The 12870-nt window shown below is 71.0% G+C and carries 16 protein-coding genes and 2 pseudogenes; 10 read left to right on the forward strand and 8 right to left on the reverse strand.

Translation table 11 applies throughout. The features are described from left to right. Positions 1-20: 20 nt before the first annotated feature. Positions 21-428, reverse strand: a complete 408-nt coding sequence (locus tag BSB02_RS30805) for a DUF7144 family membrane protein (protein ID WP_084964280.1) — start codon at positions 426-428, stop codon at positions 21-23. A gap of 265 nt (positions 429-693) precedes the next feature. On the opposite strand from BSB02_RS30805, the gene BSB02_RS30810 reads away from it, so the two are divergent. Together BSB02_RS30810 and BSB02_RS30815 are read left to right on the forward strand one after the other, a co-directional pair. Then, entirely contained in the window at positions 694-1248 is a 555-nt protein-coding gene (locus tag BSB02_RS30810) for a helix-turn-helix domain-containing protein (protein ID WP_084964282.1), read from the forward strand. Continuing rightward, positions 1221-1505 carry a DsrE family protein gene (locus BSB02_RS30815; RefSeq protein ID WP_206184978.1) on the forward strand — a complete coding sequence of 95 codons (285 nt, stop codon included), beginning with the start codon at positions 1221-1223 and terminating at the stop codon, positions 1503-1505. Before BSB02_RS30810 ends, BSB02_RS30815 begins: the two co-directional genes overlap by 28 nt. A 149-nt stretch (positions 1506-1654) precedes the next feature. Here the strand turns inward: BSB02_RS30815 and BSB02_RS30820 are convergent, their stop codons facing one another. Beyond that, positions 1655-2434: a phytanoyl-CoA dioxygenase family protein gene (locus tag BSB02_RS30820; protein ID WP_084964284.1), complete on the reverse strand. Its 780-nt coding sequence runs from the start codon at positions 2432-2434 to the stop codon at positions 1655-1657. A gap of 56 nt (positions 2435-2490) precedes the next feature. Here BSB02_RS30820 and BSB02_RS30825 point away from each other — a divergent pair, with 56 nt between their 5' ends. Further along, complete coding sequence (locus BSB02_RS30825) at positions 2491-3390, forward strand: helix-turn-helix domain-containing protein (RefSeq protein ID WP_206184979.1); 900 nt, start codon at positions 2491-2493, stop codon at positions 3388-3390. A gap of 176 nt (positions 3391-3566) precedes the next feature. Then, on the forward strand, positions 3567-3914 hold the full coding sequence (locus BSB02_RS30830) for a hypothetical protein (RefSeq protein ID WP_084964288.1): 348 nt from the start codon (positions 3567-3569) through the stop codon (positions 3912-3914). Positions 3915-4084: 170 nt separating this feature from the next. Here the strand turns inward: BSB02_RS30830 and BSB02_RS30835 are convergent, their stop codons facing one another. Further along, the gene (locus BSB02_RS30835; RefSeq protein WP_084964290.1) at positions 4085-5311 is read right to left on the reverse strand and encodes an HD-GYP domain-containing protein; all 1227 of its coding nucleotides are present in this window, start codon (positions 5309-5311) and stop codon (positions 4085-4087) included. A 173-nt stretch (positions 5312-5484) separates the two neighbouring features. Then, positions 5485-6696, reverse strand: a complete 1212-nt coding sequence (locus BSB02_RS30840) for an alpha/beta hydrolase fold domain-containing protein (protein ID WP_206184980.1) — start codon at positions 6694-6696, stop codon at positions 5485-5487. Between the two features lie 133 nt (positions 6697-6829). Between BSB02_RS30840 and BSB02_RS30845 the strand changes: the two genes are divergently transcribed. Both BSB02_RS30845 and BSB02_RS30850 read left to right on the forward strand, forming a co-directional pair. Beyond that, complete coding sequence (locus BSB02_RS30845; RefSeq protein ID WP_084964292.1) at positions 6830-7369, forward strand: dihydrofolate reductase family protein; 540 nt, start codon at positions 6830-6832, stop codon at positions 7367-7369. Beyond that, positions 7366-8112, forward strand: coding sequence for a DUF1330 domain-containing protein (locus BSB02_RS30850; RefSeq protein ID WP_084964294.1), 747 nt, complete (start codon positions 7366-7368; stop codon positions 8110-8112). Before BSB02_RS30845 ends, BSB02_RS30850 begins: the two co-directional genes overlap by 4 nt. 157 nt (positions 8113-8269) lie before the next feature. On the opposite strand, the pseudogene BSB02_RS43900 reads toward BSB02_RS30850, so the two are convergent. Both BSB02_RS43900 and BSB02_RS30855 read right to left on the reverse strand, forming a co-directional pair. Then, positions 8270-8395, reverse strand: a pseudogene (locus BSB02_RS43900) (carbohydrate-binding protein); the annotation flags it as partial. 84 nt (positions 8396-8479) lie between these two features. Continuing rightward, positions 8480-8959 (reverse strand): annotated as a pseudogene (locus BSB02_RS30855) (lytic polysaccharide monooxygenase auxiliary activity family 9 protein); the annotation flags it as partial. 201 nt (positions 8960-9160) lie between these two features. On the opposite strand from BSB02_RS30855, the gene BSB02_RS40770 reads away from it, so the two are divergent. Genes BSB02_RS40770 through BSB02_RS30870 form a run of 4 tightly spaced genes read left to right on the forward strand, consistent with a single transcriptional unit; the run spans position 9161 to position 11027 of the window. Continuing rightward, positions 9161-9589 carry a hypothetical protein gene (locus BSB02_RS40770; protein WP_158088773.1) on the forward strand — a complete coding sequence of 143 codons (429 nt, stop codon included), beginning with the start codon at positions 9161-9163 and terminating at the stop codon, positions 9587-9589. Positions 9590-9610: 21 nt separating this feature from the next. Further along, positions 9611-10096: a carbon-nitrogen hydrolase family protein gene (locus BSB02_RS30860; protein WP_084964298.1), complete on the forward strand. Its 486-nt coding sequence runs from the start codon at positions 9611-9613 to the stop codon at positions 10094-10096. 50 nt (positions 10097-10146) lie between these two features. Next, positions 10147-10521, forward strand: coding sequence for a metalloregulator ArsR/SmtB family transcription factor (locus BSB02_RS30865; protein WP_206184981.1), 375 nt, complete (start codon positions 10147-10149; stop codon positions 10519-10521). Then, positions 10518-11027, forward strand: a complete 510-nt coding sequence (locus tag BSB02_RS30870; RefSeq protein WP_084964302.1) for an SRPBCC family protein — start codon at positions 10518-10520, stop codon at positions 11025-11027. Before BSB02_RS30865 ends, BSB02_RS30870 begins: the two co-directional genes overlap by 4 nt. A gap of 28 nt (positions 11028-11055) precedes the next feature. Here the strand turns inward: BSB02_RS30870 and BSB02_RS30875 are convergent, their stop codons facing one another. After that, positions 11056-11685, reverse strand: a complete 630-nt coding sequence (locus tag BSB02_RS30875) for a response regulator (protein WP_084964304.1) — start codon at positions 11683-11685, stop codon at positions 11056-11058. Further along, positions 11682-12821 (reverse strand): sensor histidine kinase, encoded by a 1140-nt coding sequence (locus tag BSB02_RS30880; RefSeq protein WP_084964306.1) that lies wholly within the window; start codon positions 12819-12821, stop codon positions 11682-11684. Before BSB02_RS30880 ends, BSB02_RS30875 begins: the two co-directional genes overlap by 4 nt. Between the last annotated feature and the right edge of the window lie 49 nt (positions 12822-12870).

Here is a 12870-nt window from a genome sequence, read left to right on the forward strand (position 1 = left end):
AGGGTCATCCGGCCGAGGGGTCACATGCCGGGCTGGAGCGACCGCGCCTCACGCCCGTGCACGATCATGGCGTAGAGCACCAGCGCGTCGATGGCGATCACCAGAAGCGACCACCAGGGATAGACCGAGATCGACCACATCTGCGCGATGGCGTTGAGCGCCACCAGCACGATGCCGACCATGCGGGCCCAGGTCTTGCCCACGGTCAGGGCGCCGCCCACGACGATCAGGACGACGCCGACGATCAGGTGGACCCATCCCCAGCCGGTGACGTCGAACATCAGGACCTGACCGGCGACGCGGACGAAGAACTCGTCGTTGAAGATGGCCGTCAGGCCGTAGATGACGTTGAAGACGCCGTTGACGATCATCATCATGCCGGCGAACCAGATCCAGCCGACCCATGCGGTGACTCGTTCTTCCACCATATCCGCCCCCGGTGTGATAGGTGATTTTGAACTAATTCCCGCGCCTTTAACGATATCTTCCCAGAAAACGGAAAAGACGTCTCAAATAGGAGTCTTCACCAATCCTTGACCCCCTTCGTGGAGCGGGGAGGAGCGCTGAGAGGGATGCTTCACATCAGGGCTTTTCGCTGGCAACGCCGTACAGCAGGGCAAAAGACCACACGGGCGGCGAATCCATGAGCCACCTGGATGCCATCGCGTACCCGGAGACAAGGAGGCCCAGGCCATGCCCGCGACGACCGCCGTGGGAGGTGAGCGGGAGATCGGCGGCGCCTGGGGCAGGGTGCGGCGGGCCGCGCCGCTCGTGGTCTCCACGTGGGCGAGGCTGGTCGTCGCGCTGCTGGCCGCGATGGCGTTGCTCCACCTCGCCGAGCAGGACGCGCGGGCGGCGCTGGCGGAGCGGTTCCAGCCGGGCCAGCGGGAGGTGGAGGCGCTGGTGACGCTGGCCCTGCTCCAGGCGCGCCGCGGCCACCCGGACGCTGCGGACTGGCTCCCCGCCGGCCTCACCGGCAGGCAGGTCGAGGTGCTCGAGCTGCTGAGCGAGGGGCTCAGCGACGCCGAGATCGCCGCGCGCCGGCTCGGGGTCGGCGCGGCGAAACCTGGGAGCCGAACGGCGAAAGGTAGGGATCCGCTCCCGATTCCCCCGTTCCGGAGGCGTCCTAGCGTTATGGGAGTCCTTCGGCCCGTGCGAGATGCTCGTCGTCTCCGGCAGCCGCTGACCGTCGACACCCCATCGACTGCAAGGAGACACCCATGGCAGGCAAGGCTGTCATCAGCTTGACCACCGGGCTTGAGGACCCCGAACGGGTCACGGTGGCGTTCCTGGTCGCGGTCGGCGCGGCCGAGCAGGGCCGCCCGACGCTGATGTTCCTCACCAAGGAGGCGACCCGGCTGACGCTGGAGGGCGTCGCGACCGGCGTCGCGTGCGACGGCTGCCCGCCGCTGGCCGACCCGCTGGCGCGCTACCGCAAGGCGGGCGGAACGTTCCTGGTCTGCCCATCTGCTTCGACTCCCGCAAGCTCGACAGGAGCCTGCTGATCGAGGGAGCGGAGCTGGGCGGCACGATCCCGATGTGGCAGTGGATCGGCGACGAGGGCGCCACCACCTTCAGCTACTAGACGGGGTGGCGAAGCCCGCCCGCTCGACCCCGCGACGCCGTACGGGAAGATCCACGGCGATCCCCGTGCCTAGTGGGGGCCCGCGGCCTCCGTGCCGCACGGGCCGCCGCCTGCCGCCGGCGCCAGGTGGATGCGCTCGCCCGACATCGTGAGCGTCGGGTAGTACTCGGCGATCCGCTCCGCCGAGCGGCCGGCGTAGTGGCAGATGAAGCTGCGCCTGAAGCGGTCCGTCGTGGTGTTCGGCTCCGAGCCGTGCACCAGGCTGCCGTTGAAGAACAGCACGTCGCCGGGGTCCATGTCGACCGGGACCTTCTCCAGGCCGGGCGGCGGCGGGACGTACTCGCGGGTGAAGGACACCTCGGGATCGGCGTCCTCCGGGCAGAACACGTCCATCAGGTGCGTGCCGGGCACGACCTCCAGGCCGCCGTTCGCCCGGTCCACCCGGTCGAGCGCCACCCACGCGGCCACGCACGTGCCCGGCTCGACCCGCAGGTAGAAGTTGTCCTGGTGCAGCGCCTGGCCCCTGGCGCCCGGCGGCTTGAAGTAGAACATGCTCTGGGCTGCTATCGGCTCCTCGCCGAGGAGCTCGCGCAGGATCGCGGCGATGCGAGTGTCGAGCAGGTACCGCAGGGCGAGGTCGCTCACCTCGTGGGGATGCATGATGCGCGGGTAGTCGCGCAGGACGTCGTACGGCTTGCCCGGCTCCTGCGGCATCGGCGCGAAGTGGCCGGGGATTGGGCCTCCGGCGTGCATCGCCATGAACTCGTCACGCAGCTCGGCCACCTCTTCGGGGGCGAGAAGGCCGGGCACCAGCAGGTACCCCTGGTCGTGGAAGTCGTCGAGCCTCATGCCCTCCACGCTAGGGAGCGGGATCGGGTAACGGTATGCCTGTGATTGCTGAGGACATGTCCGTTCCTGCTGCCGAGCTGATGATCGTGGGCCACTACGACAAGCCCGCGGGGTACGGCACGCGCCGGCCCGCCGGGTCGCCCAGCTGGCTGCTGATGTGGACGCAGGCGGGTGCGGGGCTGGTGGCGCAGGGCGGGGCGTCCGCCGAGGTGGGTGCCGGGGACCTGGTGGTGCTGGGACCGGGGGTGGCGCAGCGCTACCGGGTGGCGCCGGGGGCGGCGCGGTGGCGGTTCTGGTGGGTGCACTTCCAGCCGCGCCCGTCGTGGGCGGCGTGGCTGGGGCCGTACGCGAAGGGCGGGGGCTGCCACCTCGTCCCCGGGGTGCCCGAGGGGCTGCACGAGCGGATCGACCTGGCGTTCGGGCGGGCGCTGCGGGACGCCCACTGGGTGCCGCCGGCCGTTCCCGCCGCGGGCCGTGACCCGGCGACGCCCGCGGTCGTCGTGGGCGGGCCCGCGCGGGAGCTGGTGCTGGGTGCCGTCGAGGAGGCATTGGTGCTGGCCACCGCCGCGGCGCGGCCCGCGGGGACGCGGCAGCCCGGCGAAGGGGACGAGCGCGTTCGGCGCGTCCTGGCGATCATCGCCGCCGAGCCCGGCGCGCCGCACTCGGTGGCCTCGCTCGCCCGCGCGGTCGCGCTCTCGCCCTCCCGGCTCGCGCACCTGTTCACGGCCGAGACGGGCCGCACCCCGATGCAGGCGGTACGGCAGGCCCGGATCCGCCACGCGGCCGGGCTGCTGGAGGTGACCGACCTGGACGTGGGCCAGGTGGCGGCGGCGTCGGGCTTCGTCAGCCCGTTCCACTTCAGCCGGGCCTTCAAGCGGGAGTACGGCCTGCCGCCCCGCGACTACCGCGCCCGCCTCCGCCCTGATCCGGCGCGGAGAGGCCGGCAAGCGGGATGAAAGGGATCGGCAAGCGAGAGCGGTGGTCTGGCGACTTGAGTTTCCGATTCCTCGGCGCGGTCGGGGATCCGGGCGTTCGTGAGGATCACGACAACTGGGATGAAAGGGATAAGCAACCAGGTCTGACTAGAAAGTTCACAGAAGTCCGATAAACAAGACAAACGGAGCTTAACCCGATGATGATCCTCAAGACCGCTCTCGTCACCGGCGCCATGGCCGCTTCCGCTCTCGCCCTTCCGCTGGCGGCGTCGGCCCAGGCGGCCACTTCCACGGCCCCGGTCGCCGCCCACCAGGGCAGCGCGAGCATCACCGCTGAGGTCGGCACGACGACCGCGAGCTACGCCAAGCCGAAGCCGAACTACAAGCAGAAGCAGTACAACAAGGGCTACCACGCGGGATACACGGACGGCAGATCCGACTGCAAGAACAAGAAGCCCTATGACCTCAACGGGTCCGGGTGGGGCCCGTACCTGCGTGGGTTCATCGACGGGTACAACGCGGGATTCCATAGCTGCAAGGCGTAGGCGAAACCGGAAACGATCGGCTCCCGGCCGCATGGGGAGCCGATCGTTTCCGCGTTGCCTTTCCAGTTGCCTTTCCATCCGCGGGTTCCGAGCCTCGGGTGACGGAGTCCGCCTGCCTGTGCGGAGCGGTTCAAGGACCGGGGTGAGCGGAACCCGCCGGCCACGGCCGGCTATCTCATCTCCATCGCACGCACGAACGCCGCCACCATCCGAGGATCGAAGTGCGTGCCGGCAAGGGCCTGGAGTTCCGCGAGCGCCTTCTCCCGCGGCCAGGGCCGGTGGTAGGGCCGTTCCGTGGTCACGGCGTCGAAGAAGTCGGCCACGGCGATGATGCGGGCGAACTCGGGGATCTCCTCGCCCGCCAGCCCGAGCGGATAGCCGCTGCCGTCCACGCGCTCGTGGTGGTGCATGACGCCGCCGACCGCCTCGCGCAGGAAGGCGATGTCCTTGATGAGCTGACTGCCGTACCAGGGATGCAGCTGGAGGGCGGCCCACTCCTCCTCGGTGGGCTTGCCCGGCTTCTGCAGGATGGCCGTCGGCACGGCCGTCTTGCCCACGTCGTGCACCAGGCCCGCGTAGCGCAGGGCCTCGATGCGGCGCGGCTCCAGCCCCAGCTGCTCGGCGATCAGCACCGCGCCCTCGCCGACGCGCAGGCAGTGGCCGCGGGTGTAGGGGTCCTTGGTCTCCACCGCCTGGCAGATGGCCGCGATGGCCGCCTCACAGGCTTTGGCCTCGGCGTACGGCACGGCCAGCGCCCAGCGGGCCGTGATCAGGGGAACCAGCACCAGCAGCGCGGCATACGGTCCCAGGCTGGGCCACAGGCCGACCAGCACCAGCCCGAAAGCGCCGTTGCCGAGCGTGGGCAGGGCCAGGTGCCGCAGCTCGCGCCGGAGCTGCCGCGTCGTCGCCTGGCGGCTCAGCAGCAGCATGCCGGCAACCAGCACCAGGTTGACCACCACGTACGCCACCAGCGCCGCGCCGAAGGCCAGGTACGTGCGCTCGGTCAGGGTCCCCGCCCATCCCGGGTCCAGCCCGGCGAACACCACCGCGGCCACGAAGCCGGACAGGGCGAACTGCGCGCCGTTGAAGGCGCGCTTGACAGCGGGCAGGTCCGGCTGGAGGGACGCCACGGCCGTGAGCCCGATGAGCGCCGCCGCCCCGGGCCCGAGCAACACCGCCGAGGCCACGCCGACGGCGTAGCTCATGGAGGCACGAGCGTGGTGCACGGTCAGCCGGACGGGGCTGACCTCGCAGTAGTGGAACAGCAACGCCAGGACCAGCACGTAGCCCCACGCGAACGTGGTGGAGCCGACGGCGAGGGTGAACCCGGCAACGCCCAAGGCGGCTGTGACCACGACGGTCAGATACAGCCGGGCGGCAACGGGAAGGCCAGCCACGCATGCTCCCGAGACGGCGAAGGAGAGACGGCACCGGCTCGACGATCGCGAGTCGATGGTGACTGCTTACCAGCCGGCGGAGCATGATCGGGCGAGGTTGGTCACGCAGGTGGCCGGTTCCCGCAGAGAGTTCCGGATGAGCGTGACCGAGCAGGATCTTCGCCGTACCGGCCTCACGCCTCCACGGCGCGGCGTGGCCTGCGAGCGCCGGAGACGAAAGCGCCGATGCGGCTCAGGGCGGTGCCCGCCTCGGGCAGGAACGACCAGAAGTGGTGGAAGACGTGGGCGTCGACCGGATACAGGTCGAGCCCGACGTCCACCCCGTGCTCGCGGGCTCGCTCGGTGAACCGGCGCGCCTCGGGGGCCAGGGGGTCGCCGGTCCCCACCTGCACCAGGATCGGCGGATAGCCGGACAGGTCCGCGGCGAACGGGTCGACGAGCGGGTCGTCCGAGGGGTGTCCGGCCAGGTAGTGCCCGGCGTACTCCAGGCTGAGCGTGAGCATCGCAGACGGGCCGGTTTCGGCGAGGTGGCGGCAGCTCAGGTCCAGCCAGGAGCTCAGGAGGACGACCCGCCCGGGAAGGGGCAGGCCGCGCTGCCGGAGCGCGGCCAGCAGCGACATGGCCAGCCCGCCGCCGGAGGAGTCCCCCGACACGGTGAGCGTGGCGGGGTCGGCGGTCCTGCCCAGCAGCCACTGGTAGGCCCGCACCGCGTCGTCGACCGCCGCCGGGAACGGGTGCTCCGGGGCGAGGCGGTACTCGGGCAGCAGGGCCGCCGCGCCGGTGGCCACGCACAACGCCCCGGCCAAGGAGCGGTAGCCGTACGCGGAGCCCAGCACGTAGCCGCCGCCGTGCAGGTGGAGCAGGGTGACGGGCCGGTCAGGCCCGGGGGTCAGCACGAGCGACGGCACGCCGCCCGCGTTGACCGAGCGGGTGTCGACCTCGGAGGGCACCGGGAACTCTGCGAGAACCGCCTCGTTCACATCGCGCAGTTCCTGCAGCTCCGCGGACCCGGCCATGGTCGTCATCGGCTCCATCAGCCGGGCGATGCGGCCGGCGACCTCGCCGCCCACGGCCCGGGTCACGGCCACGGCGTCGTCGACGTCGGCGAGGATCCGCCGCGCCCGGTCCAGAAGCGCCTCACCGGCCGGCGTGAGCTCCACCCGGTGGGTGCTGCGGCGCAGCAGCTCGCAGCCGACCAGGCGCTCCAGCGCGCGGATCTGCCTGCTCAGCGCGGGCTGGGACAGGTAGAGACGGCCGGCGGCGCGCCCGAAGTTGAGCTCGTCGGCCACCGCGACGAATGACCGCAGGTGGCGCAGCTCGATCGCGTCGGGGGCCTGGGGGAGCGGCAGCACGGCACCGGTCGGGCTGTCCTGGTTGTCGTCCACGTCGCCATTGTGATGGAAGGCGCAGGCAGCGCGTCATGCGTTGCGTGCACCACCGTCATGCACGTTCGGCCTTTCCCTTCGCGTCAGCCTCGCTGCCAGGCTGGCCGCACCGACCCAACCGAAGGGACACGCCATGGGCCGCCTGGTCAATTCCACCTACATCACCCTCGACGGAGTCGTCGGAGAGCCACACGAGTGGCCCTCGACCGGTGGCGACGACGGAACCGCGCTGAAGATCCAGACCGACCTGCTGTTCGCCACCGACGCCGTGCTGATGGGACGACGCACCTACGAGGTGTTCGCCGGCACCTGGCCCGGCCGCGCGGGCGACCCCTACAGCGACCGGATCAACGCGATGCCCAAGTACGTCGCCTCGACCACGCTCGCCGACCCCGCCTGGAACAACACGACGGTGCTCGCCGACCGGGTCGCCGACCGCGTCGCCGAGCTCAAGGACGGCGGCACGAATCTGGTCCAGTACGGCTTCGGCGAGCTGTCGCACACGCTGCTCCAGCACGGTCTCGTCGACGAGCTGCGCCTGTGGGTGCACCCGTTCCTGGTGGGCAAGGGGGACCCGCTGCTCCGCGACGGCTCCACCGCGGCCTTCGCCCTCGCCGACTCCACCGTCCTGACCTCCGGCATCGTCGTGCTCACCTACCAGCCTCGGCGATGACCTGGGCAACCCTGCACCTGCGTACCCGTAGCGGAACGGTGCCGGTCAGGGTCTGCTGGCCCGGCGCGCGCACGGTCGCGACCGTGCTGGCGGTCCGCTTCCAGGACCTCCCCGGCCACGGCCCGCAGCCCGCCGGGACCGTCGTGCTCGCCGCCCGGCCGGCCACTGTCGAGGACGCGATCGCGATCACGGAGTGGGCCGCCGACCACGTCCGCGAGTTCACCGCGGCGCCCGGCCGCCTGGTCGTCGGCGGCACCGGCGAGGGCGCCGCGCTCGCCGCCGCCGTGGTACGGCACGCCGCCGAGCAGGGCTGGCCTCCGCTCACCCACGAACGTGACCCTGACTGTCCCGCGCAGGTACGGCGCGGCGACGGAACCCGCCTGACGAAGGAGAACACCATGACCGCCTACGCGATCGCGCACCTGAAGACCCCGACCCCGCATCCGGACGTGCTGGAGTACATGGAACGCATCCAGGCGACGCTGGACCCCTTCCACGGATGTTTCCTGGTTCACGGACCCCAGGTCGACGTGCGAGAGGGCGAGTGGCCCGGCACGGTCGTCGTCATCGAGTTCCCCGACCTGGCCGGCGCCAGGGGCTGGTACGAATCTCCGGCATACCAGCAGATCCTGCCTCTGCGCACCGGCCACATCGACGGCGCGGCCGTCCTGGTGGAGGGCGTGGAGCCGGGCCACGACGCCGCCGAGTTCGCGGCAACCCTGCGGCGTGCCGCGCAGGGCTGAGCGCACATCGTCAGTCGCTCGGAGAGCGGAGTCGATCATGACGCTTTTCGTCCACCTACACATGGGCTGACGTGCGACACGACTGGGCCGGGGAACCCCGTCGGGCTCCCCGGCTCAGTCGTGCCGGCCGCGGATCGCCGGCCGTCCACGCCCGTGGTCACAGGCGCTGCCACAGGGCCGGAGCGTTGGGGGGCTCCCAGCCGTTGAGCGAGGTGTGCGCCTGCCGGCACCGGTACGTGGCGCCGCCGTACGTCACCGTGGCGCCGACGGCGTAGGAGACGTTCGGCGCCCACGTGCCGCCGGGCGGGGTGGTCTGCGTGGGCGTCGGGGAAGGCGAGGGGGACGGAGAGGGCGTGCTGCCGCCGCCGCCGACGTTGACGTCGACGCAGCTGTAGAAGGCCATGGCGGTGTCGGCGATGTTCCAGATCGCCAGGATCTTCTGCCGGCCGCTGAACCCGCTGAGGTTCAGCGTGTGCGACACCGTGGGAGGCGGCTGGGCGCCGCCGCCGCTGAAGTATCCCACCCTGGTGCCGCCGATGTAGTACTCGTAGTCGCGGGTCGCGTGCCGGGCGGTGAAGGTCCAGGTGAAGGTCACCGAGGTGCCGACGCCCGTGACCGGCCAGGCCTTGCTGTCGTCGTTGAGCGGCGCCCACCTGGGGTCGCCCGCGTGGCAGTTGCGCTGGCCCTTGGGGCCCTCCACGCTCTGCGGCTCGTAGATGATCGGCCCGCAGTTGGCGACCCGGCCGGCCGCGCAGTGAGCTTGGCGGCTGGGCGGCGCCGACACGTAGCCGTGCGCCAGCGCGGGCTGGGCGATGACGACCGTGCCCGCGACCGTGAGGAAGACCATGGACAGGAGGGTTAAGAATCTTCGCATCGCTGGCTCCTGCGAATGGGGGGTGCCTTCAATTTAAAGGAAGGTTTACTATTTGTTAAGCGCCAGTGCTGAGATTTCGCCCGGTCCTCCGCCGCGATGGTAGGGCCGGCCGCACTCCGGGACGCCCGCCAGAAAGATCGATTATGGCGCCGCGGCTGTCTAGCGTGGTCGGCCATGAAACGGTGGATGCTTCTCGCGCTGGGCACGGCCGTGTGCCTGGCCGGTCTGCACGGCCGCTGGGAGATCGCCGGCGCCGTGTGGATCTATCCGCTGTTGTTCCTGCGCTTCAGCCGTACCGCGAAGACCCTGACCGGGGTGCTCGGCGTCTGGGCGGCCATCGCGGCCGGCACCGTGTACTGGCTCTACGAGAGCGGGCTGCTGCTGCAGCTGGCCTCGTCACCGGCAGCTACGGCATCAGCTTCCTCGCCGGAGCGAAGCTCGTGGTGGGCCCGGAGGTCGGCGTCTCGGTGCTGGAACAGGACAGAGACGAGCTGCTGGCGAGCTTCGGGCGCATGGCGGCCGCCACGGGCGCCCATGTGGAGCTGGGAGTGCTCGTCATCACCCGGGCGGCGCCCTTCTACCAGCGCAACGAGGCCGTCCTGATCGACTCGCGGGGGGACGGTGGTGTGGACCTACGAGAAGGTCCGCCCCGTGCCCGGCATGGACCAGTTCGAGACCGGCGACGGGCGGGTGCCGACCGCCGACACGCCGATCGGGCGGCTGTCCAACGTGATCTGCTTCGACGCCGACTTCCCCGACCTGATGCGAGAGCCCGTCGGGGTGGACCTGATGCTCGTGCCCGCCAACGACTGGGACGGCTTCGGCGCCACCCACACCGAGAAGGCGGTGATGCGCGCGGTGGAGAACGGCTACGGCCTGGTCCGCCAGGACAGCAACGGCCTGGCCGCCGCCTTCGACCACCAGGGCCGCATGCTGGCCTCGGCCGACTACTTCGCCGCCGACCAGCAGACCATGGTCGCCCAGCTGCCCGTCAAGGGCACGACGACCGTGTTCGCCTGGCTGTGCGCGCTGGGCCTGCTCGCCATCGCGTTGGCACGATTCCACACCCGTAAAGAGACTGTTACCCATGATCCGCATCAGCAGGCGTAGGCTGCCCCACTCCGCTTGTAAAAGCGTAACTTATGAGTTACATTTTTCGAGTGGATGACGTAGTGGGCGCCATCGCGGACCAAGTGCGCAGAGACATCCTCGCCATGCTGCGAAGGTCTCCCCTGCCCGCGGGCCGGATCGCCGAGCACTTCACGATCAGCAGGCCCGCGGTGAGCCGCCATCTTCGCGTGCTGCGGGAAAGCGATCTGGTCCGCGACGAGCTCGTCGGCAGGAACCGCATCTACGTCCTCAACACCGAGCCGCTCGCCGAACTCGCCGAGTGGCTCGCGCAGTTCACCCGGCCGCTGAGCCTGGAGCAACGTCTCGACGCGCTGGAGACAGAGGTGTATCGCCTGCGCCGCGAGCAGCGCACGAACCAAACCGTCACGAAGCCACCCGACCTGCGAGAGGAAGGCACGGCATGAACCGTGAGCCGACCGCCGGACTGTTCCGCACCGCCGAAGGCGGCAAGCTGCTCCTCACCCGCACTTTCCGCGCCTCAATGGAGGACGTGTGGGACTGCATCACCGAGCCGGAGCGTACGGCACGCTGGTACGGGCCGTGGGAGGGCGATGCGCGCCCCGGGCAGACGATCAAGGTCCAGCTGATCTTCGAAGAGGGCGCGCCATGGGCCGATCTGCTGATCGAACGCTGTGAGCCGCCGCGTCGCCTCGACCTGGCGATGGTCGACGAGACGGCGACGTGGCGGCTCCAGCTGTCGCTTTCGGAGTCGGACGGCACGACCGAACTCCGCTTCGTCCAGCACCTCGACACCGAGGAGGGCCTCGCCGAGATCGGTCCCGGGTGGGAGTGGTACCTCGACAAGCTCGCAGCCGCCTTCCACGGCGCGCCCCAGCCGGCCTTCGAGGAGTACTACCCCGCGATGAAGCCCTACTTCGAGCAGCTCACCCCACAGACCGGCGAAGCGTGAGGCTCGTCTGGCACACCTTCCGGTACGGCTAGCCGAGCCTGATGATGCCGCGGGAAGCCGCGACCGTCACCGCGGCGGTGCGGTCGTCCACGCCGAGCTTGGCGAAGATGTGCAGCAGGTGGGTCTTGACCGTGGCCTGGCTGACGCACAGGTGGGCGGCGATGGCCTTGTTGCTCATCCCCTGGGCGACCGCGCCGAGCACCTCGATCTCCCGCCCGCTGAGGGCGTCGGGAGCATCGGCACGCGCCCACGACAGCACCCGGGTCGCGATCGCCGGCGACAGGGCGCTCTCCCCGCGCGCCGCCGCCCGGATCGCGTCGAACAACTGCTCGCGGCCGGTGTCCTTGAGCAGGTAGCCGATGGCTCCCGCGTCGATGGCGCGTGAGATGTCGCCGTCGGTGTCGTACGTGGTCAGGACGATCACCCTGGCTTGCGGGTCGTGCTCGCGGATCCGGCTGATCGCCGTCGCGCCGTCGATCCCGGGCAACTGCAGGTCCATCAGCGTGACGTCGGGCCGCAGGTCACGCGCCAGCCGTACCGCGTCCGCGCCGGAGACCGCCTCGCCGACCACTTCCAGGTCGTCCTGGGTGCCGAGCATCGCCCGGATGCCGTCGCGGACCACAGGGTGGTCGTCGGCGATCAGGACCCGGACGGTCATCGCACCCCGCTCGGCGCCACCGCCGGCAGGCCGGCCACGACCGTGGTGCCCGCGCCGGGGGCGCTTTCCACGAGCAGCGTGCCGCCGAGCTGCTCCATCCGCTCCCGCATGATCGACAGGCCGTGTCCGGGAGCGGTCCGCCCGGGATCGAAGCCGTCGCCGTCGTCGTGGACGTCCAGCACGATCAGGTCCTCCATGTACGACAGGGTCAGCGTGACCTGCCGGGCGCGGGCGTGGCGGCGCACGTTGGCGACCGCCTCCTGCGCCACGCGCAGCAGCTCCGCCTGGACCTGGGCCTCGAGCGGCCTGGGCGTCCCGGTGATCACGGTGTGCGCGTCGACGCCCGTCTCGTCCGCCAGCCGGCCGGACAGCCGCCGCAGGGCCTCCGGCAGGCCACACTCGTCGAGCGGGCCGGGCCGCAGCGCGCCCACCACCCGGCGGCTTTCCGCCAGGTTCTCCCGTGCCGCCCGCAGCGCCTGGGTCAGGTGCTTGTTGTCCGGCAGGGTCGCCTGCGCCGCCTCCAGCAACATCACCACGCTGGCGAACCCCTGGGTCAGGCTGTCGTGGATGTCGCGGGCCAGCCGCTGCCGCTCGGCCGCCACGCCAGCCTGCCGTTCGGCCGCCGCCCGCGCCTCCTGCGCGGCGTGCAGCTGGTCGATGAGCCGCTTGCGCTCGTCGCTCTGGCGGGCCATGGCGCTGATGTACCCGACCGCGATGGCCCCGCTGACCGCCATCAGCGCGGTGGTGGTGACCTCGCTCCAGGTGACCGACCCCGTCGCGTGGAAGCGATGCCACAGCCAGCCCCCGGTGCACGACACCACCGCGACCAGGCCGACCCCCACCGCGTCCATGCAGTACGGCACGAGCACGCACAGCGCGACCACCAGGAAGGAGGAGTCGACGGCGAGCAGCCCCAGCCAGAGCAGCCCGCCGCCGAGCACGTACGGCACCGGCACGTCGTCCGGGGGCGGCGTGCGCAGCACGAACCACACCGCGTACCAGGCGGCCAGCCCGGCCACCAGCGCCAGCGGGAGCGCCTGGCCCGCCTCCGCCAGGGGTCCGGCCGAGGTCAGCACCAGCCACGAGGTGAAGAAGGCGTGCTGCCACCGGCGCCGTGACCGCTCCCAGGACTCCACACCGCCGACGATAATCAGCCACCCGTCCGCTCGGCATCAACCAGTCGGC

This window comes from Thermoactinospora rubra, assembly GCF_002093975.1.
Lineage (GTDB): Bacteria > Actinomycetota > Actinomycetes > Streptosporangiales > Streptosporangiaceae > Nonomuraea > Nonomuraea rubra_A.

What these genes read in the sequence shown, in the direction of transcription:
- BSB02_RS30805 (WP_084964280.1), bottom strand. Translation starts at nt 428, where the DNA reads ATGGTGGAAGAACGAGTCACCGCATGGGTCGGCTGGATCTGGTTCGCC.
- BSB02_RS40770 (WP_158088773.1), top strand. Translation starts at nt 9,161, where the DNA reads ATGAAACGGTGGATGCTTCTCGCGCTGGGCACGGCCGTGTGCCTGGCC.
- BSB02_RS30870 (WP_084964302.1), top strand. Translation starts at nt 10,518, where the DNA reads ATGAACCGTGAGCCGACCGCCGGACTGTTCCGCACCGCCGAAGGCGGC.
- BSB02_RS30825 (WP_206184979.1), top strand. Translation starts at nt 2,491, where the DNA reads ATGTCCGTTCCTGCTGCCGAGCTGATGATCGTGGGCCACTACGACAAG.
- BSB02_RS30850 (WP_084964294.1), top strand. Translation starts at nt 7,366, where the DNA reads ATGACCTGGGCAACCCTGCACCTGCGTACCCGTAGCGGAACGGTGCCG.
- BSB02_RS30845 (WP_084964292.1), top strand. Translation starts at nt 6,830, where the DNA reads ATGGGCCGCCTGGTCAATTCCACCTACATCACCCTCGACGGAGTCGTC.
- BSB02_RS30815 (WP_206184978.1), top strand. Translation starts at nt 1,221, where the DNA reads ATGGCAGGCAAGGCTGTCATCAGCTTGACCACCGGGCTTGAGGACCCC.
- BSB02_RS30875 (WP_084964304.1), bottom strand. Translation starts at nt 11,685, where the DNA reads ATGACCGTCCGGGTCCTGATCGCCGACGACCACCCTGTGGTCCGCGAC.
- BSB02_RS30810 (WP_084964282.1), top strand. Translation starts at nt 694, where the DNA reads ATGCCCGCGACGACCGCCGTGGGAGGTGAGCGGGAGATCGGCGGCGCC.
- BSB02_RS30820 (WP_084964284.1), bottom strand. Translation starts at nt 2,434, where the DNA reads ATGAGGCTCGACGACTTCCACGACCAGGGGTACCTGCTGGTGCCCGGC.
- BSB02_RS30830 (WP_084964288.1), top strand. Translation starts at nt 3,567, where the DNA reads ATGATGATCCTCAAGACCGCTCTCGTCACCGGCGCCATGGCCGCTTCC.